Source organism: Variovorax sp. PBS-H4, assembly GCF_901827205.1.
GTDB lineage: Bacteria > Pseudomonadota > Gammaproteobacteria > Burkholderiales > Burkholderiaceae_C > Variovorax.
Genome location: NZ_LR594675.1, coordinates 4598677 through 4622450, shown reverse-complemented (window position 1 = coordinate 4622450; position 23774 = coordinate 4598677). Strand labels below are relative to the sequence as shown.

Genomic DNA, 23774 nt, shown 5'->3' with positions numbered 1-23774 from the left:
GCAAACCACCAGCACCACCTCATGAACATCAACGAGATCCGCGCGCAAGAGCCCGACTGGGCCAACCTCGACGACCAACAGATCGTGCGCGTGCTGCACGAAGTCCACTACCCGGACATGAGCCCCGAGCAGATTGCGAAGGCGATCGGTGCCAAGGAGCCCGCAGCTCCGGTGCAGCCGCGCTCCTGGGCGCGCGTGGCCGGCGACGTGGGCGTGAGTGCGCTCAAGGGCGCGATCGGCGTTCCGGAGGCAGCCGTCGGCCTGGCGGACATCGCCACGGGCGGGCGCGCGGGCAAGTTCCTCGAGAACGAGGACGGCGCGGTGGGCTTCCGGCCGAAGCAGGCCAAGACCATGCTCGACGAGCTCTATTCCGACCAGCAGAAGCAGGCGTTCAAAGCGGTGAACGATGCCGAGGGCTTCGGTGGGAAGTTCGTCGCGGCCCTGGAGAACCCGTCCGTCGTCGGGCACAGCGTTGTTGAGTCCCTGCCGAGCATGGCAGCCGGTGGCGTGGTGGCGCGCGGCGTGGGCGCGGTGGCGCCGCGGGTGGCCGGCGCGTTCGGTGGCGCCAGCGGCGCGGCGATCGGCGAGGGCGTGGTGGGCGCCGGCAGCGCGGCCGAGCAGATCCGCCAGGAGACCCCGGGCGGCACGATGACTGCCGGCCAAGCCGGGCTCGCCGCCGCGACGGGTGTGGCGACCTCCGCATTCGGCCTGCTGGGCGGCAAGGTGGCGAAGTCGCTGGGCATCAACGACGTGGACATGATGCTGGCCGGCGCGATCACCAGCCCGGCCAAGGCCAAGGGCATCGTGCGCCGCGTGCTCGAGGGCGCCGCCTCTGAGGGCATCCTCGAAGAGCTGCCGCAGTCCATTTCCGAGCAAGTGCTCCAGAACTTGGCACTCGGCAAGCCGCTGGACGAAGGCGTCGACCAAGCCGCCGTGCTGGGCCTGCTGTCCGGCGCCGCGATGGGCGGTGGCGCCAACGTTCTGCACGGGCGCTCGCAGCAGCCCGCCGCGAACGACCCCAGCGACACCGCGGTACCGGCCGCGAACGACCCGCTGGCGCTGCCGGCGCCAACCATCACCGTCGGCCCCGACGGCACCGCGCAAACCGTCGACCAGCGCCAGGGCGTGCGCGACGACCTCGAGGCGCGCGCCGGCCAGATCGTGGAGAAGGGCCCGCTGGCTCGAGCTGCGCAGGCAGCCACTGGCGCGGTCATCGACGTGGAAGCCAAGCCAGCCGGCGCACTCGCGAAGGCCTCGGCATCGATCAACCCTGTTGGAGTCCCCAGTGAAAGTGCGAGCAATCAAGCGCCGGCTGATGAAGTCGGCGAACAGCTTCCCGGTGCGGGTGGAGCGGAGCTATCGAGCGCTGCAACCCCGGTTCAGCAACCCGGCATGGCTGACGGCATGGCGGAAAGCGTGCTGGCAGAAGGGGCGCCCGTCGGCGCTGACCAAGCTGCTGAACCTGCCGGCATCGACGCCCCTCCCGCGGCCGTAGAGCCCGAGCCCGCGGCCGAGCCGCTGCCGCCCCCGGTCTATGCAACCTACGAAGAGGCTGACGCCTACCGCAAGGCGCAGAAATCGAGCGGATCCAGCATCACCGGCCTGCCGGTGGCCACCGAGGGCGGCTTCCGCCTCGCGACGAAGAACGACCCCGAATACGCCGAGGGCGAGCGCTTGCGCGAAGAGCGCCGCATCGCCAAGGAGCGCGCCGACGCCGGCATGCTCGACGGCGACATCACCAACGCCAAGGGCAAGCCGTTCACGATCCGGCTGCCCGCCATCAATGCGCTGAAAACGGCCGGCCCCGGCCACGAAATCGTGCCCGTCAAGGGCGGCTTCGTGGTGCGCAAGTCGGCCGGGCAGCCAGAAAGCACCGATGCCAAAGAGCAACCCCAAGCCGCTGACCCACAGCCCGCGCCTGTTCAAGCCACTGCCGCACCAGCGAAAAGCGATGAAGGAGCTCCTTTCGCAGGCGGCGAGGCTGCAACCGTTCGACCAGGCGCTGATGCGCCTGCCGCGCCAGCAGCGGTAACACCGTCGGTCAATCGCGGCGAGGTCGTGGAGCACACCACCGGCCGCGGGCGCGTGCTGCGCGGCGTGTGGCGCCCGGACCTGACGAAGGAGCAGGCCGAGGCCATCGACCCGTCGACGTGGAACGTAAAGGGCAAGGGCTTCTTCATCCGCGAGGCGCACCTCGAGCAACTCCCCCCGGTAGCGGCGCCCTCGGCCAAGTCCGACGCTCCAGCGCCCGCGCCCACCGGCAAACTCCAGAAGGAGCGCGACGAGAGCCCCGTGGTGCAGTTCGGCCGCGCGCTGGTGGCCGCGGGCATGGAGTTCGACGGCAACGACCCGCGCGACTGGTCGCAGCACGTCGGCGAGCGAGGCGAGATTCACGCGACGATGAGCGGTGGCCGCAATGGCAGCCCGACCGTCTACAACGTGCGTTCGATGCTGGATGGCAAGGACACGGGTGAAACCATGTCGACCATCAAGCTCGATGACGTGGCCCACGAGATTGCCCGACAGCGTTCCGACCTGGCAGAGCGAGAAAGCGCAGCGCCTGCGCCAGATGTCAAGGAGCCCTTGACCACTGCCGCGCCGGCACCGCTCTACTCGCAGCGCAAGCTCACCCCCGGCTCTGTGCGCCGCATCACCGAATGGGCCCAGTCGCAGGGCTTCACCGATGTGGCGGACGATCTCCACGTGACCGTCGGGTTCTCGCGCACGCCGGTGGACGCCAGCGCGGTACCGCTCGCCAAGCCGACCACGATCCTCCCCGGCACCGCGCGCAGCGTGCAGCGCCTGGGCGACGAGGGCGCCGTGGTGCTGATGGTGGAGTCGCGCGTGCTGGACAAGGACCACAAGGCCCTGCGCGATGCGGGCGCCTCGTGGGACTTCCCCGGCTACCAGCCGCACGTCACCATCACGTACAACCCGGGCGCCGTGGACCTGTCCAAGGTCGTGCCGTTCCAAGGGCCGATCGACCTGATGGGCGAAGAGCGCAGGCCGCTCAAGGCGGACCCCACGCCGGCCGAGAAGCCGGCCGATTCACTGAAGACCCAGGATTCACCAGCCGGTAAATCTGGCGTTTCGAGTAAATCTGAGCCCGCGGCACCAGCCGCCAGCGCCAATACGATCTTCACCGAGGACGCCGCGGCAGCCGCACGCGCCCGCATGAAGGCCAAGCTGGGGCGCCTGAATTCGGGCATCGACCCTGAGCTGCTGCAGGACGGCATCACGCTCGCCGGGTACCACATTGAGCGCGGCGCGCGCACCTTCGCCGCCTACGCCAAGGCCATGCTCGAGGACATGGGGGAGGGCATCCGCCCGTACCTCAAGCAACTCTACATGGCCCTCAAGTTCGACCCGCGCGCCACTGCGCTCGAGGGCCTGGACACCGCCGCAGCGGTCGAAGCTGCGAATTTGGACAGCATTGCACCCGCGGCGCCTGCCGCAGATACTGGAGCACCGAAAGATGGAAATGCAGCACGCGAACTGGATAGCCCAAGCACGGGCGCACTGGCAGGAGCACCTACCGAAGATGTTCGCCCGACTGGAGAAGGCGGGCAAGCTCGAGCAGGCGCTGACGGAAGCCGCGGAGGCGACGGCGGCAGGAATCCGCGTGCTGACGACGCAGGGCGCGACGTGGCAGGAAGCGTGGGAGCAGGTCCGCGAGACGTATCTGTTCCTGCCGGAGGAACCGGGCCAGGAGCCCAAGATGCCAAAAAGCCAAGGCTATCGCGCCCACCGCGACCTGATGCGCGGCCTGACGGAGTTCGACCCCAACAGTCGGGACTGACCCCCGAGGGCGGGCCGAACGAGGCCCCCAACGCGCCGCCGATCGCGGCGCCGCAAATCAAGGCCGAAGACTTCACCATCGAGGATGACCTCGGCGTGGGCGAGGGCGGGCAGAAGACCAAGTACCGCAACAACATCGCCGCCATCCGGTTGCTGAACGAGCTCGAGGCCGGCGGGCGCCTGGCAACGCCGGACGAGCAGCGCGTGCTCGCAAAGTACGTCGGCTGGGGCGGTCTGCCGCAGGCCTTCGACCCGAAGAATGCAGACTGGTCCAAGGAGCACGCCGAGCTGACCAGCCTGCTCTCGCCGCAGGATCTGGCCGACGCGCGCCGCTCGACGCGCTACGCGCACTACACCAGCCGCCCGATCATCGTGGACGGGATCTATGCCGCGCTGCGCCGCTTCGGCTTCACGGGCGGCAAGACCCTCGAGGCCGGCGCCGGCGTGGGCAACTTCATCGGTCTGATGCCAGCGGACATGCGCAGCGCCGGGCGCTTCACCGCCATCGAGCGCGAGCCGTTCTCGTCGGCGATCGCCAAGCACCTCTACCCGCGCCAGATCGTGCAGCGCGCCGACTTCACCGAGTTCAAGGGCAACGACGCCTATTTCGACGCCGCGGTGGGCAACCCGCCCTTTGCGAGCGACACGCAGACCGATCGCAGCGGCCGCAAGCACCTGTCCGGCCTGAGCCTGCACAACTACTTCTTCGCCAAGGCGGTCGACATGCTGCGCGAGGGCGGCGTGATGGCCCAGGTTGTCACCAACTCGTTCCTCGACGCCAAGACCGACAGCGCGCGCAAGTACATCAGCGACCGCACGGTGTTCCTGGGCGCGATCCGGCTGCCCAACAGCGCCTTCGCGAAGAACGCGAATACCGAAGTCACCACCGACATCATCTTTTTGCAGAAGCGCCCGGACTCCGACATCGGCAGCAAGGCGGCGAAGCAAGACGCCAAGCGCTGGCTGAACACTGGCCTGTACGCCGACCGCCAGGGCAAGGCGGTCGCGCTCAACCAGTACTTCATCGACAACCCCGGGATGATGCTGGGCGACTACGGCGCCTTCGGCACCATGTACGGGCCCGACCAGCCAGCGCTCGTCGCGCGGCCCGGCCAGGACACCCTCGCGCTGCTCAAGGAAGCCGTGGGCAAGCTGCCCGAGGGCGTCTACAAGTCGATCGCCGACACCGGCTCGGCCGATGCCATCAAGGCCGCGGTCGTCGCGCTCAAGAGCCCGACGGTGCAGGAAGGCGGGTTCTTCCTCGAGGGCGACAAGCTCATGCAGCGCCTGCCCGACCTGGGCGGCGAGGCGCGCGGTACCGAAATCACGCCGTCGTCCCAGTGGACCGAGAAGACCAAGCTGGGCGATTCCGGTTTCGCGCGCATCAAGGCACTGGCCGGCATGCGCTCGACGCTGCGCGGCCTGATCGCCGCGGAAATGGCCGACGACGACAAGGGCATGGGCCAACTGCGCGCCACCCTCAACGACCAGTACGACGCCTACCGCAAGGAGCACGGGCTCATCAACGACCCGAGCACGCTGCGCGTGTTCGACGATGACCCGGACTTTCCGCTGCTGGCCTCGCTCGAGCACGGCTACACGCCAGGCATCGGCCCGGCCGCGGCGAAGCGCCAGGGCATCAAGCCCACGAAGTCGACCGCGAAGAAAGGCCCGATCTTCGAGCGCCGCGTGGTTGCTGCACGCTCCCAGGTGCGCCGCGCGGAAACCGCGGCCGACGCCCTGGCCGTGTCGATGGCCGAGCGCGGAAAGCTGGACGCGGCCTACATCGGGAAGATCCTGAGCCGCGACCCCGAGGACGTGCTGCGCGAGCTCTCGACCGGCGACAAGCCGCTCCTGTTCCGCGACCCGGCCACCGATGAATTCGTGCTTCGGGACGCCTACCTGTCAGGCAACGTGCGCGCGAAGCTGGCGCAGGCCCGCTCCGCTGGCATGTCCGCGAACGTGCGAGCCCTGGAAGAGGTGCAGCCCGAGGACGTGGGCGCCAGCCAGATCGTGGCGCGCGTGGGCTCCCCGTGGGTGCCTGAGCAGGCCTACGAGCAGTTCGCAGCCAAGCTCTTCGGCGACGGCACCAAGGCGCGCGTGCGGTACATGAAGCTCAACAGCAGCTATCAGGTGGACATCACGCCCGCGAACGACGTGGCGTGGCGCACGACCTGGGGCACGGCGAAGATGAACGGTGGGGAGATCCTGACCGCGCTGCTGAACAACCGCGCGGTCAAAGTCACCTACCGCGACAGCGATGGCAAGACCCATACCGACGCCGACGGCACGGAGCAGGCGAACACCAAGGCGCAGGAGATTCGCGAGGCCTTCGGCGATTGGCTGTTCTCCGACGCCGACCGCTCCGAGAAGCTGGTGCGCGCCTACAACGACACCAACAACAACTACGTCACCCGCGTCTACGACGGCTCGATGATGACGTTCCCGGGCAAGGTGCCCGACATGAAGAGCCCGGGCGACGGCGGGGTGACGTTCCGCCGCCACCAGCGCAACGCGATCGCCCGCATGGTGCAAGACCGCACCACCCTGTTCGACCATGTGGTGGGCGCCGGCAAGACCTATACCGTGGTGGCCGGCTCGATGGAGCTCAAGCGCACCGGCCTGGCGAGCAAGCCGATGATCGCCGTGCCGAACCATCTGGTGAAGCAGTGGGCCGCAGACTTCTATCGCCTCTACCCCGGCGCCAACATCCTCACGGCGACCAAGAAGGACTTCGAGCGGGCCAACCGCCGCAAATTCCTGGCGAAGATTGCCACCGGCGACTGGGACGCGGTAGTGATCGCGCACAGCTCCTTCGGCTTCATCAAGCCCGCGCCCGAGTTTGAGGCTGCCTTCAACCAGCGCGAGATTGACAACATCGTTGCCACCATCAAGGCGGTGGAGGGCGGCGACGGCGACAAGCCGCAGAAAAAGCGCACGGTCAAGCAGCTCGAGGCGCTCAAGGAGAAGCTGGAAAACCGCATCAAGGCGCTGCGCGACAAGCCCATGGACGACCTGCTGGACTTCGAGCAGCTCGGCGTGGACCAGCTCGCCGTGGACGAGTTCCACATGTTCAAGAACCTGATGTTCAGCACCAAGATGCAGAACGTGCAGGGCCTGGGGGACTCGGCCGGCAGCCAGCGCGCCTATGACATGTACGTGAAGATCAACCAGATCTACGCGAAAAACGGCCGCGATCAGGGCTTTGTCGCCGCCACCGGCACGCCGGTGTCCAACTCGCTGGCCGAGATGTACCACATGATGCGGTACCTGATGCCGACGGCCATGAAGGAGCTCGGCTTCGAGTCGTTCGACGCCTGGGCCAACACCTTCGCCAGCGTTGAGCAGGTCTGGATGCAGAAGCCCAGCGGAGAGGGCTTCAAGGCCTCGAGCCGCATGTCCAACTTCGTGAACACCCCCGAGCTGTTGAAGATGTTCGACCAGGTGTGCGACACGGTGACGATGGAGGACATCAAGAGCGCCTATCGCGAGGAAAACGACGGCGCCGAGTTCCCCCTGCCCAAGGTGAAGGGCGGGCGCCGGACCCCGATCAGCCTGGACAAGACCCCGGCCCAGGAAACCTACATGCAGGAGCTGGCCGAGCGCGCCAAGATCCTCGAGGCCCGCAAGGGCCCGCCGCAGAAGGGCGAAGACAACATTCTGGTCATCATGGGCGACGGCCGGAAGGCTGCCATGGACATCCGGCTCGTGGACATCGATCGCATCGAGCGCGAGGTGGGCGGGCGCGTCGATCGCGCCTCGGATGAGATCCTGACGCGCTACCAGCAGTACGCCGCGGTGAAGGGCACCCAACTGGTGTTCTCCGACCTGGGCACGCCGATCAAGCACGCCAAGGCCGAGCTGAAAGAGTACGAAGCGCTGCGCGAGCGCGTGGCGGCAGCCAATGAGGATGTGCAGGCCTCGGCCACGCTGGGCAACGAGGCGGCGCTCGCCATCGTGGAAGACGCCGAGGCGGCGCAGGAAGCGCTCGACGCGAAGGGCCCGGACTGGCTCGATGCCGTGAAGGCCGCGGAGCGCGGTTTCAGCGTCTATGACGACCTGCGCGCCGCGCTCATCGAGAAGGGCATCCCGGCCGAGGAAATCGCGTTCATCCACGACTACAACACCGACGACCAGAAGGCCAGCCTGTTCCGCAAGGTCAACGCCGGCGAGATTCGCGTGCTGGTGGGCTCGACGGCGAAGATGGGCGCCGGCACCAACGTGCAGGAGCGCCTCGTGGCGCTGCACCATCTGGACGTGCCGTGGCGGCCGTCGGACGTTGAGCAGCGCGAGGGGCGCATCGAGCGTCAGGGCAACGTGCTCATGAACGAGATTGCAGGCTTCGAGGTGGAAATCCTGGCCTACGTCACCAAGGACACCCTGGACATGCGCATGTGGCAGGTTCAGGAGACGAAGCTCAAGATGATTAACCAGCTTCGCACCCGCAAGGTGGGCCGCGAGATTGACAACGCCTTTGAAGACCTCGAGCTGTCGGCCGGCGAAATGCAGGCTGCCGCCACCGGCAACATTGACCTGCTGCACGAGATTCAACTGCGCGCCGACGTGAAGAAGCTCGAGCAGCGCAAGCGCTCCTTCGACGCCAACAAGAACGAGCTCGAGTCGCGCCGCCGCCGCAACGCCGAGCGCTTGGCAGAACTGCCCGAGAAGATCAGCGCCGGCGAGCCCATCGCCGCCCAGGTGCAGGCCTACGCGGAGGACGCGCAGGCGCGGCTCGACCAGTTCAAGGCGACCATCGACGGCACGGAATACACCAACTGGCGCGAAGCGCAGGCCCACCTCCGCGCCAAGGACGAAGCCAAGGTGAAGAGCAAGGACAAGGAGGGCAACGAAACCGAGCGCGCCGCACCGATCGACGTGGAAATCAATGGCGAGCGCTACACCGCGCGCGCCCCGATGGCCGAAGCGTTCTCGGATCTGCGCGGCGACGTGGACCCCATCGTGTGGAACGTGGGAGGCGAGGAATACCGCCGCCGCACCCGCATTGCCAGCGCCATCAAGCAGGGCGTCATCGATTCGATCGCCGATCAGGTGGAAAAGCCCGTGGGCACCATCGCCGGCTTCGACGTGAAGGTGGAGGCGACGCTCGACAAGGCCGGCACGGTCGTGATGGATGTCACGCTTTCCCAGGACGGCAAAGTGATCGCCAGCCGCGACCTCTACGTGACCGACACCGGCAAGGCTCCCGAGAACGTGGTTGCGTCGGTCAGCCGCATGCTGGAAAGCCTGCGCAGTGATCAGGACTGGCTCAAGTCCCAGCTCGGCCGCGCCAAGAAGGAAAAGGCGGACCTCGACGCGACCGAGGAAATGGGCACGTGGCCGGAACAGGGCAAGCTCGAGCAGGCCCGCCTCAAGCACAAGGAAGTGCTCCAGCGGCTGGCCGGCAAGGGAGACAAGGCCTCGGCCGAGGTAGTTGCCCGGTCCAACGAGGCCGAGTACGATCCGGCCAATGGAAACCCTGACCAAGCAGCCCCCGAAGCCAGCGCCGGCGATCAAGCCGGAGCCGGCGCTGCGGGCGTGCGGGGGGATTCAGCAGCCGTACAGCGCCGGGCAACAGTCACAGGCCTCGGCATCGCCGCCGAACTGGAAGAAGCCCGTTCCACCGCGCTCGTAGGCCGCAAGGCCTCCACGCCGGAAGAGCTCGCCGAGCTCGCCCAGGTCTACCGCAACCCCAAGTACGAGACTTTCCGCGTCTTCTTCATGAAGGGCGACGAAATCGTGCACTCCACGGGCGTGAGCGCGCGCATGCCCGGCTACGCGCCCATGGTGCCTGCCGGCATGAACACCGAGCAGTACTTCGAGTGGTTCTACGAGGAAATGCAGCGCACGGGCGCCGACGGTTACTACCTGCTGCACAACCACCCGAGCGGCGACCCCACGCCGAGCCCCGATGACCTGCGCCTGACCGACCGCTTGGGCAACGAGGTTGGAGGCCTGCGCGCCCACGTCATCATCAACAGCGGCAAGTACGCCACCATCGAACTGTCCGCCCGCACCGGCCTGGCGCAGCCGATGGTCCACACCAAGGACTTCGGGCCCGACAAGGTGTTGCTGGCATCGAAGCCGAACCCGCTGCTCGGCAAGGCCATCGGCAGCCTCGTCGACCTCGCCGTGATCGGCAAGAGCGCGCAGAAGCCGGGATGGATCACGCTGATCGGCACCGACGCATCGAACAACGTCCGGGTCGTCACCGAGGCGCCAAGCGCCATCCTGACGCGCAACCATCCCTACTTGAAGGCGCTGGTGCGCCGCACCCTGCGCAACTCCGGCGCCACCCGCGTGTTCCTTGTCGGCTCCGACGTGGACATGGGCTCTCCGGCTGTGATCGCCGCGGTGGAGGCTGGTGTCGTGGAGGATGCGCTGGGCGATTCGGGCGTGACGCTGCGCGGCACCGGCACCGCCGTGCCGACCAATCCAGGCCGGCGCGCATTCGACGGTTTGAAGGGCCATGTGGTCCGCTCGCCCGACACGCCGGTGGAGGGCCTCAACGACGTGCGCGAGTGGCGCGCGAAGGCCTCCGACATCGTGGGCGACCTGTTCAAGTCGAAGGGCGTGGTGGGCTGGTGGCACAAGACCGTCGGCACCATGCACGACCTGGCGCAGCGCCGGCCCGCCTTCCGGCGCGTGTACGACGCGGTGCAAACGTTCCTGCAGGACGTGAGCCTGTACGCCACCGAAGCGGCCGACCTCGCGCCCAACATCCTGCCGAAGCTCGAGACGTGGCGGGATCTGAAAAAGGGCGCGATGTCGCTGGCCGACACCAAGGCGCTCGCGGCGCCGGTCTTCGAGGGCACCCTCACCTATGGCCGGGACCAAGACGGCCGGCTGGTGAAGATGGCCGACCTCGAGGGGCGTTATGCGGCGTTGCCGACCGAGGAAAAGGCACAGATGCTGCTGCGCAAGCGGCTCGTGACGCCCGAGCAGCTCCAGCGCTGGCAGGCCTCCAAGATCGACGTGTACGAGGGCGCGGTGCGCAACCGCTTCGAGGCCGAATTCCTCAAGGCGGGCGTGGTGTTCACCGACGCCGAGCTCAAGGCGACCTTCGGCCTCAACGGCAGCCAGATCGGGCTCTACCGCGAGTTCCGCGCCGCGGTCGACAACAGCCTGAACAACCTGGGCAAGGCGGAAATGCTGCGCTTCGGGGGCAAGGACACCGAGGCCCTGCGCCAGATGGTGCTCGACGCGCCGACGGCCGACGATGCCGCGGTGCTGCTGCGCGACCACCTGTTGCAGATGGCCGAGGACGATGAGGCGCGCGCCGAGGTGCTGCGCGACACGGCGAACACCATGATCGAGAAGGGCGACAAGATCAAGAGCCTGATCGATCGCGGGTACGCGCCGCTCTCGCGCTACGGCTCCTACACGGTCGACGTGGTGGACGCCGACGGCGAGCGCGTGCACTTCGGCCTCTACGAGTCGCGCCTGGACCGCGGCGCGGCCGCGCGGCGCCTGCGCGAGCAGTTCCCGGGGGCGACCGTGACCATGGGCACGGTCAGCCAGCAGGCCTACAAGCTGTTCAACGGCATCACGCCCGAGACGCTCGAAATGTTCGGCGAAATGGTGGGCCTCGAGGCCGACGGCGACGAGGCCAAGCACCAGATGTTCCAGCAGTACCTCAAGCTGGCGAAGAGCAACCGCAGCGCCATGAAGCGCCTCATCGAGCGCAAGGGCATCGCCGGCTACAGCGAAGATCCGGGCCGCGTCCTGGCCGGCTTCGTCTACAGTAATGCCCGGCTGACCTCGCAGAACCTGCACGCCGGTGAAATCTCCCGCGCCACCGAGGCAATCCCGAAGGAGGACGGCGAGCTCAAGGACATGGCGATCAAGCTGGGCGACTACGTGCGCAACCCGCAGGAAGAGGCGCAGGGCCTGCGCGGCCTGCTCTTTGCCCAGTACATCGGCGGCTCAATCGCCTCGGCTCTGGTCAACATGACTCAACCGTTCGCGGTGACGATGCCCTACCTGAGCCAGTACGGCGGCATCACCAAGTCGGCCACCCGCATGAAGCAGGCGCTGGCGGACGTGATGAAGAAGACCACGGGAGACGCCAAGCTCGACGCGGCGCTCAAGCAGGCCGAGGCCGAGGGCATCGTGGCGCCGCAGGAGGTGCACCAGCTCATCGCCCAGGCCCGCGGCAGCGCGGCGCTCAAGACCGGCGACGGCACGCGGTGGGGCGACCTGAGCGCCGGCGCGCAAAACCTTGGCTCGAAGGTCATGGTGGCTTGGGGCAAGCCGTTCAGCCTGGCAGAGCAGTTCAACCGCCGCGTGACGTTCATCGCGGCCTACCGCACGGCCGTGGAGCAGGGCATTGCCAACCCGGCCAAGTTCGCCGAGAAGGCGATCGCCGACACGCAATTCGTCTACAACAAGGGCAACAAGCCCCAGTGGGCGCGCGGCGCGGCCGGCTCCGTCATCTTCACCTTCAAGCAGTACAGCATCAGCTATGCCGAGCTGCTGCACCGCATGGCAACCCAGGGTGGGCCCGAGGGCCGCAAGGCTGCACTGTTCGCCCTGGCGATGCTGTTCCTGCTGTCCGGCGCCGGGGGCATCCCCTTCATGTCGGACGCCGAGGACGTTATCGACGGGATCATGCAGCGCCTGGGCTACGCCTTCTCGACCAAGCAGGCGCGGCGCCAGTTCTTCATCAACACGCTGGGCGAGGGCGGCGCCGAGTTCGCGGAGCGCGGTATCTCCGGTTTCCCAGGCGTGCCGATCGACGTGGCCGGCCGGCTGGGCATGGGGAACCTGCTGCCCGGTACCGGCCTGTTCGTGAAGAAGGCGGACCACGCGCGCGATGTGGCCGAGCTGCTCGGCCCGGCCGCGGATCTGGTGCAGCGTGGCTACGAGGGCGCCGGCAAGGTGCTCGACGGCGACGTGGTGCAGGGCGGCACGATGATGGCGCCCAAGGCAGCCGAGAACCTGCGCAAGGGCATCGACATGTGGCTCACCGGGGAATACAAGGACTCCAAGGGCCGCAAGGTCATGGATGTCAACCCGATCGAGGCCGCGGTGAAGGCGATCGGATTCCAGCCCGCCGACGTGGCGCGCGAGGGGGAGCGCACCTTTACGACGCAGGCCATGGTGGCGCAGAATCGGCTCGCCAAACAGGACTTCTCCGCGGACATGGCAAAGGCCGTGTACGAGAAGGACTTCGAGCAGCAGAAAGCGGTGCGCGATGCAGTGCGCGAGTGGAACCGCAAAAACCCTCACTCACCAATGACCATCGACATGGCCGGCGTGCGCCGACGTGTCATGGCTATGCGCCAGGACCGTGCCACGCGGGTAGCGAATGCCGCGCCCAAGGCCGTCCGGCAGGAAGTGAAACGGCAGCTTCAAGAAGGGGCAAACTGATGGCGGCAGCAAGCGTGGTACTGGGGATCATCATGGTGGCGACGGTCGACTGGCGGGTGGCAGCCACGATGGCCGTCGCCGGCCTGGGGATCTGGCACTGGTCGAAGCGGAAGACCTGACCCCCCTTGTCGGCGGGCGCGGCGCCCGCCTATAAACGCAGGGCACACCTACCGGGGCAGCGCGGTCCACAAGGACCGACATGCCCACCCAAGCTAAGGCGACGGCCTTTCCCGTCAACCGCAGAGCCCTCCAACCGCGAGGGCTCTGCGCATGAGCCGGCTCGAGACGTTCCTCGAGTGGCTCGGCAACAAGGCTACCTACGTCGGCGCAGGAACCACTGTCGCGAGCGCCCTCGCGGCGATCGACTGGGGTTTCTGGTGCGGCATCTTGCTCGGCCTCGCCGGCCTGCTGGTCAACATTCACTTCAAGCGTCAGGAGAACGAGCGCCAGCGCGCCCGGGATCTGCGCGAGAGGGAAGAGCACCAGGTGCGCCTGCGAAAGCTCGCGCGGGACTCTGATCGCGCGCCGCTCGAGGCGCTGGGGGCGGACGATTGAACGCCGGGCGCGTCCCCGCGAAGACGCTGGGCGTCAGCGCCGCCATCCTCGCGGCCTGGATCGCCTCGGAAGGCTTCGCGCCCAAGCCGGAGATCCCGACCAAGGGCGATGTGCCCACCATCGGCCACGGTGCCACGCACTACGAAGACGGCCGGCGCGTGACGATGGCAGACCCGCCCATCACGCGCCAGCGCGCGGCCGAGCTCGCCGAGAACCTGCTCGAGGGCACCTATGCGCAGTGCGTGCGCAAGTCGCTCGGCGACACCCTGATCCACCCCGTTGAGTTCGCCCAGGCCGTCGACTTCGCCGGCCAGTACGGCTGCTACCGCTGGCAGCAGTCATCCATGGCGCGCGAGACGAAGGCGGGCAACTACTCCCAGGCCTGCGATGCATACCTGCTGTATCGCTTCGCCGCGGGCTACGACTGTTCCACGCTCATCAACGGCCTGCCGAACAAGCGGTGCTGGGGCGTGTGGGACAGGCAACTCCAACGAAACGCGAAATGCGAGGCTGTCCAATGAAGAAGCTCCTGACCCTGGCGCTGTGCGCCTTCCTGTTTGCTTGCGGTGGTGGTGGCGGTGGTGGCGGCTTCGCGCTGCCGGTGGCCACCACGCCCGACAAGACCGCCGAGCCGGCGCCGCAGGCGCAGAAGGCGTGCACCGTGGAGCTCTACGGCGACTCGATCATGGCCGGCAACGGTACCGCGGAAACGCCGGCGATGGTGCTACGCGCGCTGCGCCCCGAGCTCGCCGTGATCGACAAGGCCGTGGCCGGAACGTCGCTGCAGCAGCTCGCGGCGCGTTTCTACAACGACCCGCGATCGGCGCGCGTGATCGTCATCGAGAACGGCGTGATCGACTCGTGGGCGCACATGACCGCGGCCGAGTTCAAGAGCGTGCTGGGCGGGATGGTCGACTACGTGCGCGCCGAGGGCCGGGTGCCGGTCATCACTGGCTTCTCGCATCAGGTTGCGGGCCTCGTGCTCGCGCCGGGCGCGCTCCAGGGCCGCGAGCAGCTCAACGCCGCGGCCGCCGAGCTGGCCGAGGCCAAGGGCGTGCACTTCGCCGACTGGGGAAGCGTGCAGTTCGACGGGCCGGCCGACGTGCCCGACAGCGTGCACCCTGGCCGGGCCTACAGCGATCGCCTGATTGAGCGCCTGGCTGTCACGCTCGATGCTGCTGCGGGGTGCCGGCCATGATGTTCCTCTTTCCCCGGCTTGCCTGGATGTGCTTCATGGATCTGTTCGCGTGGCCCGAGCTGCCGGAGCCCGACAAGGAGCGTGACGAATGAGGGCGCTCGCCGGGATCTTCGACATGCTGCCGGGCGCGCTATGGGCGCTGCTGCTTGCCGGCGCGCTGGCCTTCGGGCTGGTGAAGGAAGCCCAGGTGCACGCCGAGCGTACGAAGACGGCCGAGGTCCGCGTGGAGCTCGCCGACTACAAGGCCACGGTTGCCGAAACTGGCCGGCTGGTCGCGCGTGCGCGGCTGCTCGAGCTCGAGCGCATCAATTTAGAACAGAGGAAGGCCGTCGATGAAGCCGCAAAAGAAACACGCATTGCCCAGGGCCATGCTTCTACTGCTCGCGCTGCTGGTGACAAGCTGCGCCTGCAAATCGCCAAATACGCCGCCGCCGCGCGAAGAGCGAATGAACGCGCCGCCGCTCTCGAGCGAGGCACGGCAGGAGCCGATCCCATCGGAGTGCTTGCCGACGTGCTCGGCCGCTGTAGCCAGCGAGTGGAATTCCTTGCTGCCTACGCTGACCGTGCCAGAATAGCCGGCCGATTGTGTGAGAAAAGCTACGACGCATTGGGCCCGTGAAAACAGGCCCGGAGCGTGGGAACGAAGGGCCGGGAGCCCGCGTCCAGCCGTGACGTGCGAGGGCTCGAAAATTCCCACGAAGGGCTCGGAAGCCGCATGTATACTCACGATCCTGCTCAGATTGTGATTCTGGTCGTCGTGGGTTCGAGTCCCATCAGCCACCCCAAGCCATTGATGCAAAGCGCCGGTCCGTCGACCGGCGCTTTTTTTTGCGCGCGCTATGCTTGCGGCAATTCGGACTTGAATTAGAATTCGGGCTTCCTAATTCGGAGGAACTTGTACCAATGGCCTCAACACTTGCCGACATTAATTCCCAGATCAAGAAGCACGACGAGCAGATTGCGCAATTGCGCAAGCAAGCCGAGGAGCTGCGCAATCAAGAGCGCGCAAGCGTGGTCGAGGAGTTGCGGAAGAAGATCGCAGAATACGGCCTTACCGCAGCCGATTTGAAGCTCGCGTCGCGGGGCACGAGCAGGCGAGGAACTTCTGTCGCCGCGCCGAAGTCTGCGGCAAAGTACCGCAGCCCGACAGGAGAAACCTGGTCAGGAGGACGTGGTCGCAAGCCGCGCTGGATTACCGAGGCACTGGCCGCGGGCAAATCGTTGTCCGAGTTCGAGATCAACTGACGCCTTCCCCTCCAATAAATAAGCCCGCATCGCGGGCTTTTTTTTTGGCGACAGCGTGGCTGGCTTAGTTGACCATGACGAGCTTGCCCTTGACGCCGCGCGAGCCCATGTGGGCATAGGCCGCTTTCAGTTCGGCCATCGGCATCGTGGCGTCAATCACCGGCTTGATCTTGCCTTGGCCATACCACTTCACCAATTCGTCCATCATCTGCGCATTCGCCTTGGGTTCGCGCTTGGCGAAATCGCCCCAGAACACGCCAACCACCGACGCGCCTTTGAGCAGCATCAAATTGAGCGGGAGCGAAGGAATCGGCCCCGATGCGAAACCCACCACCAGATAGCGCCCTCGCCACCCAATCGAACGGAACGCAGGTTCCGCAAATTCTCCACCCACGGGATCGTAAATCACGTCGGGACCTTTCCCGCCGGTCGCAACCTTGATCGCGTCGCGGAACGCATTGGGAAGTGCATGCGTGGTGTAGTTGATCGCGAGGTCTGCGCCGATGGATTTGCACAGTTCGCATTTCTCGTCGGTCGACGCTGCGGCAATTACTTTGGCGCCGGCGGTTTTGGCGATCTGTATGGCGGCAGTGCCGACGCCGCCGGCGGCGCCGAGCACCAGCACCGTCTCGCCGGGGTTGAGCTGTGCCCGGTCCATCAGCGCGTGCCAAGAGGTGGCATAGATCATGATGAACGCCGCCGCATCGACATGCCCGAAGCCGTCGGGAAGGGGTATGCAGAGAGAAGCAGGCGCTAGCGCGTGGGTAGCGAATCCGCCTGTGCCCGATAGACAGGCAACACTTTGGCCCACGCGCAAGTGGGTGACTCCTTCTCCGATCGCCGAAACGACGCCGGCGTACTCCGATCCTGGTACGAAGGGTAGCGGCGGCTTCATCTGGTATTTGTTCTGCACGATCAGCAGATCGGGAAAGTTCAGGCTCGCCGCCTTGATCTCGATCAGCACCTGGCCCGCCTGAGGCGCTGGGGTGGGCAGTTCTTTCCAGGCCAGCGCATCGACGCCGGTCGGGTTTTCACAGAGCCATGCGTGCATGCTCGGGTCTCCTTGGGTGAATCAGAAGGCAATAGATCCCGTTCATGATAGGACGGGCTGCGGGCCGGCATTGTCCCTGTCGTGACGCGGCCGGCGCCTACAATCGCGCGCACTACCAAAGCCATGAAGATACTGATTTCGAACGACGATGGTTTCCAGGCTCCCGGCATCGTGGCATTGCACGACGCGCTCAAGGAAGTAGCGGAAGTCGAGGTGGTTGCCCCGGAGCACAACAACAGCGCCAAGTCGAATGCGCTCACGCTCGCGGCACCGCTCTACGTGCATAAGGCGCACAACGGTTTTCGCTACGTCACCGGCACGCCGGCGGATTGCGTGCATATCGCGCTCAAGGGTCTGCTCGAGTACCGGCCCGATCTCGTCGTGTCCGGCATCAACAACGGCGCCAACATGGGCGATGACACCATTTATTCGGGCACGGTCGGAGCCGCCATGGAGGCGTACCTTTTCGGCATTCCGGCGATTGCCTTCTCGCAGATCGAGAAGGGGTGGGCGCACGTCGATGCCGCGGCGCGCGCGGCGCGAAGGCTGGTCGAGCAGGTCGAGCGGGATCGCATGCTCGGGGGGGCCGCGTTCCTGCTCAACGTCAACATACCGAATTTGCCTTTCGAAGAGCTCAAGCCCATCAAGGTCTGCAGGCTGGGCCGCCGCCATGCAGCGGAGAAAGTCATCACCCAGGACAGTCCGCGGGGCGAGACCATGTATTGGATCGCCGGCGCGGGCGGCGCCAAAGACAGTGGAGAAGGTACCGACTTCCATGCGACTGCCGCGGGCCACATCGCCTTGACGCCGCTGCAGATCGATCTGACCGACCACGCGCATCTGGAACAGTGGCGCGAGACGGTGGCACGACTGGGCAAGTCCTCCTGACGATGGCGAGTCAACGGCCTGGGTTTCCCGTGCGGCTCACGCCCACCGCATCTGCGGCGACACGCGGTCGGCCCTCGGCTGTTCCCATAAAGCCCCTCGTTCATCACACGCCATCCATGGCGTCTGAGGCGGTGCGCGCCCGCATGGTCCAGCGGCTCGCTGCCCAGGGCATCGCCGACGCGCGCGTGGTGCGTGCCATGAACACGGTCGAGCGTCATCGATTCGTCGACAGCGCCTTGGTCAACCAGGCGTATGAAGACACGAGCCTGCCGATCGGTCTTGGCCAGACCATCTCGAAGCCTAGCGTGGTGGCGCGAATGATCGAGCTGCTGCTCGGTGCCCCTGCGTTGGCGAACAAGCCCGGCGATCGACTCGGACGAGTGCTCGAGATCGGTACCGGCTGCGGCTACCAGGCCGCGGTGCTGAGCCATGTCGCAACCGAGGTCTACAGCATCGAGCGTTTGCGAGGCTTGCATGAGCGGGCGCGCTCCAATCTACGTCCATTCCGCCTGGCTACCGTCCACCTTCTCCTCGGCGACGGCATGGTGGGCTACGCGAAGGGCGCGCCGTACGCCGGCATCATTGCCGCGGCCGGGGGTGATGCGGTGCCGGAGACATGGCTCGCGCAACTCGCCGTCGGGGGTCGCATCGTCGCCCCAACGCAATCGTCCGCGGGAGGACAGGCCCTTGTCGTGATCGACAAGACCGCACGCGGACTGGAGCGCCGCATTCTTGAGGCGGTTCACTTTGTCCCCCTAAAATCGGGAATTGCTTGAAGGAAGAACACATGCAGGGTATTGGCAATCGGGGCTGGCTTGCTGGCGTGACGCTGCTGGTCGCACTCTTGATTGCGGGGTGTGCCGCGAAACGCGGGCCCGTTCCGGTCGAAGACCGCGGCACGATGATCGGTGCGCCAGTCGCTGCTCCGTCGACCGCCTCAGGTACGCCTCTCATCACCACCGATGCATCGGGCAAGCCGCTTCCCGGCATCGAGAATTACGGCAAGCCCGGTTATTACGCCGTGCGTCCTGGCGACACCATTCGCCGCATCGGCACCGAGACGGGTCAGAACTGGCGTGACATCGTGCGCTGGAACAATCTCGAGAATCCCGACCTGATCGAAGTGGGTCAGGTGTTGCGCGTGATTCCGCCTGCCGGCGCCACCACCGCACCGGCGGCGGCAACGCCTGCACCCCTTGGGTCGGATGCTTCGCGGACTGCTGCGTCCTCGGCTGCCCCGGGCCCCGCTGCTGCGGCCCCGGCGCCTGCTGCGGCTGCGAGCGCTGCTGTCAAGCCGACGCCGTCCATCGTGACTGCCTCGCCTGCGTCACCCGCTGCGACGGCATCCGGGGACGAAGACGTCGGCTGGATCTGGCCTGCGCAGGGTTCATTGATTGCGGGATTCGATGAGGCCAAGAACAAGGGCCTCGACATTGGCGGCAAGGCTGGCGACTCGGTGCTCGCCGCGGCCGATGGGCGCGTCGTTTATGCCGGGGCCGGGCTGCGCGGCTATGGCAACCTGATCATCCTGAAGCACAACAATACCTACCTCACTGCCTACGCCCACAACCGGACGTTGCTGGTGAAGGAGGACCAGTCGGTGCAGAAGGGCCAGAAAATTGCCGAAATGGGCAACAGCGACGCGGACCGCGTAAAGCTGCACTTCGAGATTCGTCGGCAGGGCAAACCTGTCGATCCGGCGCGCTACCTGCCCGCCCGGTAGGACCCCTGCATGGCCGCCTCTCGCCTGCGTCGCGTTCAGATCGTGCGGCGCGCGGCGGGCAATGGTGGTGCCGCACCCTTCAACGCTTCCGGACCGGCAGTTGCTGCGACGGAGGCGGCCGAGCGTGCAGAGAGCGAGATGGCATCGGACGCTTCGCGCGATGGCGCCTCGCCCGATCTCGGCGGCGAGGGCGGCGACTCGCTGACGCTCTACCTGCGCGAGATCCGGCGCACCGAGCTGTTCACGCCCGACGAGGAATATCGCACGGCCTGCGCCGCGCGCAGCGGGGACTTCTCTGCACGGCAGTCGATGATCGAGCACAACCTGCGGCTGGTGGTGAACATCGCCAAAGGCTATCTCGGCCGCGGTGTACCGCTGGCGGACCTGATCGAAGAAGGCAATCTCGGCCTGATGCATGCGATCAACAAGTTCGAACCCGAACGCGGCTTTCGCTTTTCGACCTATGCCACCTGGTGGATTCGGCAGTCGATCGAGCGCGCAGCCATGATGCAGGCACGCGCGATCAGGCTGCCGGTGCATGTGGTGCGCGAACTGCAGCAGGTGATGCGCGCTCGGCGCGCGCTGGAAGGCGATGCCGACTTCATTGCCCGCCGCCCCGATGGCGTGCGGGTGGAAGACGTCGCGGCGCTGCTGGGCCGCGAGGTGCAGGCAGTGGCCGATCTGATGGCACTCGCCGAGGCACCGCGTTCGCTCGATGCAGGCAGCGAACGAAGCGAGGACAGCTTCAGCCTGGCAGACACGGTCGCCTCGGAGGACGAGCACAGTGATCCGGCGGGCACCACCCAGGCGCATGAAGTCGAAAAGCTTCTCGACCAGTGGATCCTGGCCCTGAGTGTGCGCGAGCGCGAGGTACTGGAAGGACGCTACGGCCTGCACGACCGTGATCCGGAGACACTCGAAGTACTGAGCGTCCGCCTGGGTCTCACGCGCGAGCGCGTGCGGCAGATCCAGAACGAAGCACTGGCCAAGATGCGCCGCCAGCTTGCTCGAGCCGGCGTCCAGCGCGACGCGTTCCTGTAGGTGCTCCTCCGGGGCGTTGCATGCCGCCCTGAGACAATCCATTCATGACGGATTCGATGGAAAAGAAACAGGCGCAGCAGCAGCTTCACGATGAGTGGCTACAGGTCGAGTCGCTCGACCTCGACGCACAAGGCGTGGCACACAAGGCCAGCGGCATGGTGGTGTTCATCGAAGGCGCGCTGCCTTTCGAAGAAGTGCAGCTGCAGGTACAGCGCAGGAAGAACAACTGGGAGCAGGGCACCGTGACCGCGATTCGCCGTGAATCAGCGCAGCGTGTGCGCCCCGGATGTCCGCATTTCGGGCTGCATACCGGCGCTTGTGGCGGCTGCAAGATGCAGCACCTCGACCCCACGGCCCAGGTGGCAGTGAAGCAGCGTGCGCTTGAAGACAACCTGTGGCACCTGGGCAAGGTGCGTCCTGAGAACATGCTTCGCCCGCTCGAGGGCCCCGCGTGGCACTACCGATATCGCGCTCGCCTGTCGGTGCGGCACGTCGTGAAGAAGGGGACGGTACTGATCGGCTTCCACGAACGCAAAAGCCGTTATCTCGCCGACATGCAGGTGTGCCCCGTGCTTCCAGCGCCCGTCAGTGCCATGCTGATGCCGCTGCGTGAGCTCATCGGATCGATGGACGCACGCGATACGTGTCCGCAAATCGAGCTCGCCTGCGGGGACGCGCCCGATGGCGCTGGGCTCGGCGTGATCGCGCTGGTACTGCGGCACCTGGAGCCCCTGTCGCCCGAGGATATTGCCCGGCTCAGGGGCTTTGCCGTCGCGCACAGCGGGGTTCAGTGGTGGCTTCAGGCGAAAGGACCGGAAACGGCACGACCGCTCGAATCCGGCGAGCCGATGCTGGCTTACCAGTTGCCGGAGTTCGGCGTCACCATGCCATTCAAGCCGACCGATTTCACGCAGGTCAACGCGTCTATCAATCGCGCGCTCGTCGGCCGCGCCTTGCGCCTGCTGGACGTGCAGCCGAAGGAGCGCGTCATCGATTGGTTCTGCGGGCTGGGGAATTTCACGCTCCCGCTTGCGACTCGCGCGCGGGAAGTATTGGGCATAGAAGGCAGCGCCACGCTGGTTGCCAGGGCGACGGAGAACCTTGCGCGTAACCGGCCTGCGGCGCCCGGCCGGGGCCCGTTGGCACCAACGAGCTTCGTCGCGCGCAATCTGTTCGAAATGACGCCCTCCATGCTGATGGCGGACGGCACAGCAGACAAATGGCTGGTGGATCCGCCGCGCGAGGGCGCATTTGCGCTGGCCAAGGCGTTGGCCGATCTGCACCAGGAGCCCGATCTAACCAAGGACGGCTGGACGCCGCCCAGGCGGATCGTCTACGTCAGCTGCAACCCTTCGACCTTGGCGCGGGATGCCGGGCTGCTGGTACATCAAGCGGGCTATCGCTGCACTTTCGCGGGGGTGGTCAACATGTTTCCGCACACGGCGCACGTCGAGTCGATTGCGGTGTTCGATCGGCCATGAAAAAAGGGCCCGAGAAGGCCCTTTTTAGGAGAGGAGCCGGCGTCAGTCGCGTTCGCCGCCGAAGATGCCCAGCAGCGCAAGCAGGCTCTGGAACACGTTGAACATATCCAGGTAGAGCGCGAGCGTGGCGCTGATGTAGTTGGTTTCGCCCCCGTCCATGATCTGCTTGAGGTCATAGAGCATGTACGCCGAAAAGATGCCGATTGCCGCGACCGAGATCGCAAGCATGCCGGCGCTGGACCCGACGAACACGTTGATGATCGCACCGATCATCAGTACCAAAGCGCCGACAAAAAGCCATTTGCCCATCCCCGACAGATCGCGCTTGATCACGGTGGCTAGCGAAGCCATGACGAAGAACACCCCGGCGGTGCCGCCAAAGGCGGTCATGATCAGCTCGGAGCCGTTCTTGAAGCCCAGCACCATTGCGATGAGGCGCGACAGCATCAGGCCCATGAAGAAGGTGAAGCCCAGCAGCACGGGGACGCCGGCCGCGGAGTTCTTGGTCTTCTCGATCGCGAACATGAAAGCGAAGGCACCCCCGAGGAACACCATAAGGCCGATGCCTCCGGTGAGCGCGCGGGTGAGGCCGGTCGCCACGCCCAACCAGGCGCCCAGGACGGTGGGCAGAAGACTGAAGGCGAGCAGCCAGTAGGTGTTGCGCAGGACGCGTTGCCGCTCGGCTTGCGGCAGCGCCTGGCCGTAGCCTACGGAAGTGGCAAGGGTGTTGACGCGGTCGTTCATTGCTGAAACTCCTGATGTTGGCTGCGAAGCAGCAGTTGGGGCCATTCTAGGGGGCTGCAAGTATCCGCCCGGGAAAAGACCCGCCTTGGCATGGCGCTAAAGCGCGCCGCACATTTCGGAAGCGATCGGGAGGTGGTTCGGGCTGGCGCTATGCTTGGCGTTTGCCCATTACTTGCAACATCATGAAGACCAAGTCTTTTCTGGAACTCGCCGACGTGAAGGCGATCGCTGCTGCGGCCGAAGCCGAAGCGCTCAAGAACAACTGGGCCGTCACCATTGCCATTGCGGACGATGCCGGCAATCTGCTGTGGCTGCAGCGACTGGACGGTGCCGCCGCCGTCTCGTCGCACATCGCGCCTGCAAAGGCCCATACGGCCGCCATGGGGCGGCGCGAGAGCAAGGTTTACGAGGACATGGTCAACGGCGGGCGTACGTCCTTCCTGTCGGCACCAGGCATAGATGGCCTGCTTGAGGGCGGGGTTCCCATCGTCAAGGATGGCCATGTCATCGGTTCGATCGGGGTGAGCGGGGTCAAATCGAACGAAGATGCGCAGATCGCCAGGGCGGGGATTGCCGCGCTTGGTCTTTGACGCCGAGCGCCCAAGCAAAACGCCGACCTGGGTCGGCGTTGTTCTTGGCGGTTCGACGTGAAAAAAAGCTTGGCTAGTCGGCAAGAAGCCG

The 23774-nt window shown here is 66.3% G+C and carries 14 protein-coding genes; 12 read left to right on the top strand and 2 right to left on the bottom strand.

What is annotated here, in order from left to right; translation table 11 throughout:
• Positions 1–21: 21 nt before the first annotated feature.
• The 6 genes from E5CHR_RS21915 (at position 22) to E5CHR_RS21890 (ending at position 16165) form a co-directional block, all read left to right on the top strand.
• Positions 22–13167, top strand: coding sequence for a PLxRFG domain-containing protein (locus tag E5CHR_RS21915; protein WP_162581801.1), 13146 nt, complete (start codon positions 22–24; stop codon positions 13165–13167).
• Between the two features lie 270 nt (positions 13168–13437).
• Positions 13438–13722, top strand: a complete 285-nt coding sequence (locus E5CHR_RS21910; RefSeq protein WP_162581800.1) for a holin — start codon at positions 13438–13440, stop codon at positions 13720–13722.
• Entirely contained in the window at positions 13719–14243 is a 525-nt protein-coding gene (locus E5CHR_RS21905; protein WP_162581799.1) for a glycoside hydrolase family protein, read from the top strand. The genes E5CHR_RS21910 and E5CHR_RS21905 overlap by 4 nt, the downstream gene beginning before the upstream one ends.
• Positions 14240–14920 (top strand): SGNH/GDSL hydrolase family protein, encoded by a 681-nt coding sequence (locus tag E5CHR_RS21900; protein ID WP_162581798.1) that lies wholly within the window; start codon positions 14240–14242, stop codon positions 14918–14920. The genes E5CHR_RS21905 and E5CHR_RS21900 overlap by 4 nt, the downstream gene beginning before the upstream one ends.
• Positions 14921–15008: 88 nt before the next feature.
• Positions 15009–15539 (top strand): DUF2514 family protein, encoded by a 531-nt coding sequence (locus E5CHR_RS21895; protein ID WP_162581797.1) that lies wholly within the window; start codon positions 15009–15011, stop codon positions 15537–15539.
• Positions 15540–15823: 284 nt separating this feature from the next.
• Positions 15824–16165: an H-NS histone family protein gene (locus tag E5CHR_RS21890; RefSeq protein WP_162581796.1), complete on the top strand. Its 342-nt coding sequence runs from the start codon at positions 15824–15826 to the stop codon at positions 16163–16165.
• Between the two features lie 64 nt (positions 16166–16229).
• Here the strand turns inward: E5CHR_RS21890 and E5CHR_RS21885 are convergent, their stop codons facing one another.
• Positions 16230–17216, bottom strand: a complete 987-nt coding sequence (locus E5CHR_RS21885) for an NADPH:quinone oxidoreductase family protein (protein WP_162581795.1) — start codon at positions 17214–17216, stop codon at positions 16230–16232.
• A gap of 123 nt (positions 17217–17339) precedes the next feature.
• Between E5CHR_RS21885 and surE the strand changes: the two genes are divergently transcribed.
• From surE to rlmD, 5 genes are all read left to right on the top strand, one after another.
• The gene (surE, locus tag E5CHR_RS21880; RefSeq protein ID WP_162581794.1) at positions 17340–18104 is read left to right on the top strand and encodes a 5'/3'-nucleotidase SurE; all 765 of its coding nucleotides are present in this window, start codon (positions 17340–17342) and stop codon (positions 18102–18104) included.
• 2 nt (positions 18105–18106) lie between these two features.
• Positions 18107–18880, top strand: coding sequence for a protein-L-isoaspartate(D-aspartate) O-methyltransferase (locus tag E5CHR_RS21875; RefSeq protein ID WP_162581793.1), 774 nt, complete (start codon positions 18107–18109; stop codon positions 18878–18880).
• An 11-nt stretch (positions 18881–18891) separates the two neighbouring features.
• Positions 18892–19827, top strand: coding sequence for a peptidoglycan DD-metalloendopeptidase family protein (locus tag E5CHR_RS21870; protein WP_162581792.1), 936 nt, complete (start codon positions 18892–18894; stop codon positions 19825–19827).
• Between the two features lie 138 nt (positions 19828–19965).
• Positions 19966–20868: a sigma-70 family RNA polymerase sigma factor gene (locus E5CHR_RS21865; RefSeq protein WP_443083122.1), complete on the top strand. Its 903-nt coding sequence runs from the start codon at positions 19966–19968 to the stop codon at positions 20866–20868.
• Between the two features lie 44 nt (positions 20869–20912).
• Positions 20913–22349, top strand: coding sequence for a 23S rRNA (uracil(1939)-C(5))-methyltransferase RlmD (rlmD, locus tag E5CHR_RS21860; protein ID WP_162581790.1), 1437 nt, complete (start codon positions 20913–20915; stop codon positions 22347–22349).
• Between the two features lie 42 nt (positions 22350–22391).
• Here the strand turns inward: rlmD and E5CHR_RS21855 are convergent, their stop codons facing one another.
• On the bottom strand, positions 22392–23093 hold the full coding sequence (locus tag E5CHR_RS21855) for a Bax inhibitor-1/YccA family protein (protein WP_162581789.1): 702 nt from the start codon (positions 23091–23093) through the stop codon (positions 22392–22394).
• Positions 23094–23275: 182 nt separating this feature from the next.
• Between E5CHR_RS21855 and E5CHR_RS21850 the strand changes: the two genes are divergently transcribed.
• A complete protein-coding gene (locus E5CHR_RS21850; protein WP_162581788.1) occupies positions 23276–23683 on the top strand; it encodes a GlcG/HbpS family heme-binding protein in 408 nt (135 codons plus the stop codon).
• Positions 23684–23774 lie beyond the last annotated feature (91 nt).

Coding starts and splice junctions, on each gene's coding strand:
- rlmD (WP_162581790.1), top strand. CDS start 20,913: ATGACGGATTCGATGGAAAAGAAACAGGCGCAGCAGCAGCTTCACGAT.
- E5CHR_RS21890 (WP_162581796.1), top strand. CDS start 15,824: ATGGCCTCAACACTTGCCGACATTAATTCCCAGATCAAGAAGCACGAC.
- E5CHR_RS21865 (WP_443083122.1), top strand. CDS start 19,966: ATGGCATCGGACGCTTCGCGCGATGGCGCCTCGCCCGATCTCGGCGGC.
- E5CHR_RS21885 (WP_162581795.1), bottom strand. CDS start 17,216: ATGCACGCATGGCTCTGTGAAAACCCGACCGGCGTCGATGCGCTGGCC.
- surE (WP_162581794.1), top strand. CDS start 17,340: ATGAAGATACTGATTTCGAACGACGATGGTTTCCAGGCTCCCGGCATC.
- E5CHR_RS21895 (WP_162581797.1), top strand. CDS start 15,009: ATGAGGGCGCTCGCCGGGATCTTCGACATGCTGCCGGGCGCGCTATGG.
- E5CHR_RS21850 (WP_162581788.1), top strand. CDS start 23,276: ATGAAGACCAAGTCTTTTCTGGAACTCGCCGACGTGAAGGCGATCGCT.
- E5CHR_RS21855 (WP_162581789.1), bottom strand. CDS start 23,093: ATGAACGACCGCGTCAACACCCTTGCCACTTCCGTAGGCTACGGCCAG.
- E5CHR_RS21900 (WP_162581798.1), top strand. CDS start 14,240: ATGAAGAAGCTCCTGACCCTGGCGCTGTGCGCCTTCCTGTTTGCTTGC.
- E5CHR_RS21915 (WP_162581801.1), top strand. CDS start 22: ATGAACATCAACGAGATCCGCGCGCAAGAGCCCGACTGGGCCAACCTC.
- E5CHR_RS21875 (WP_162581793.1), top strand. CDS start 18,107: ATGGCGAGTCAACGGCCTGGGTTTCCCGTGCGGCTCACGCCCACCGCA.
- E5CHR_RS21870 (WP_162581792.1), top strand. CDS start 18,892: ATGCAGGGTATTGGCAATCGGGGCTGGCTTGCTGGCGTGACGCTGCTG.
- E5CHR_RS21910 (WP_162581800.1), top strand. CDS start 13,438: ATGAGCCGGCTCGAGACGTTCCTCGAGTGGCTCGGCAACAAGGCTACC.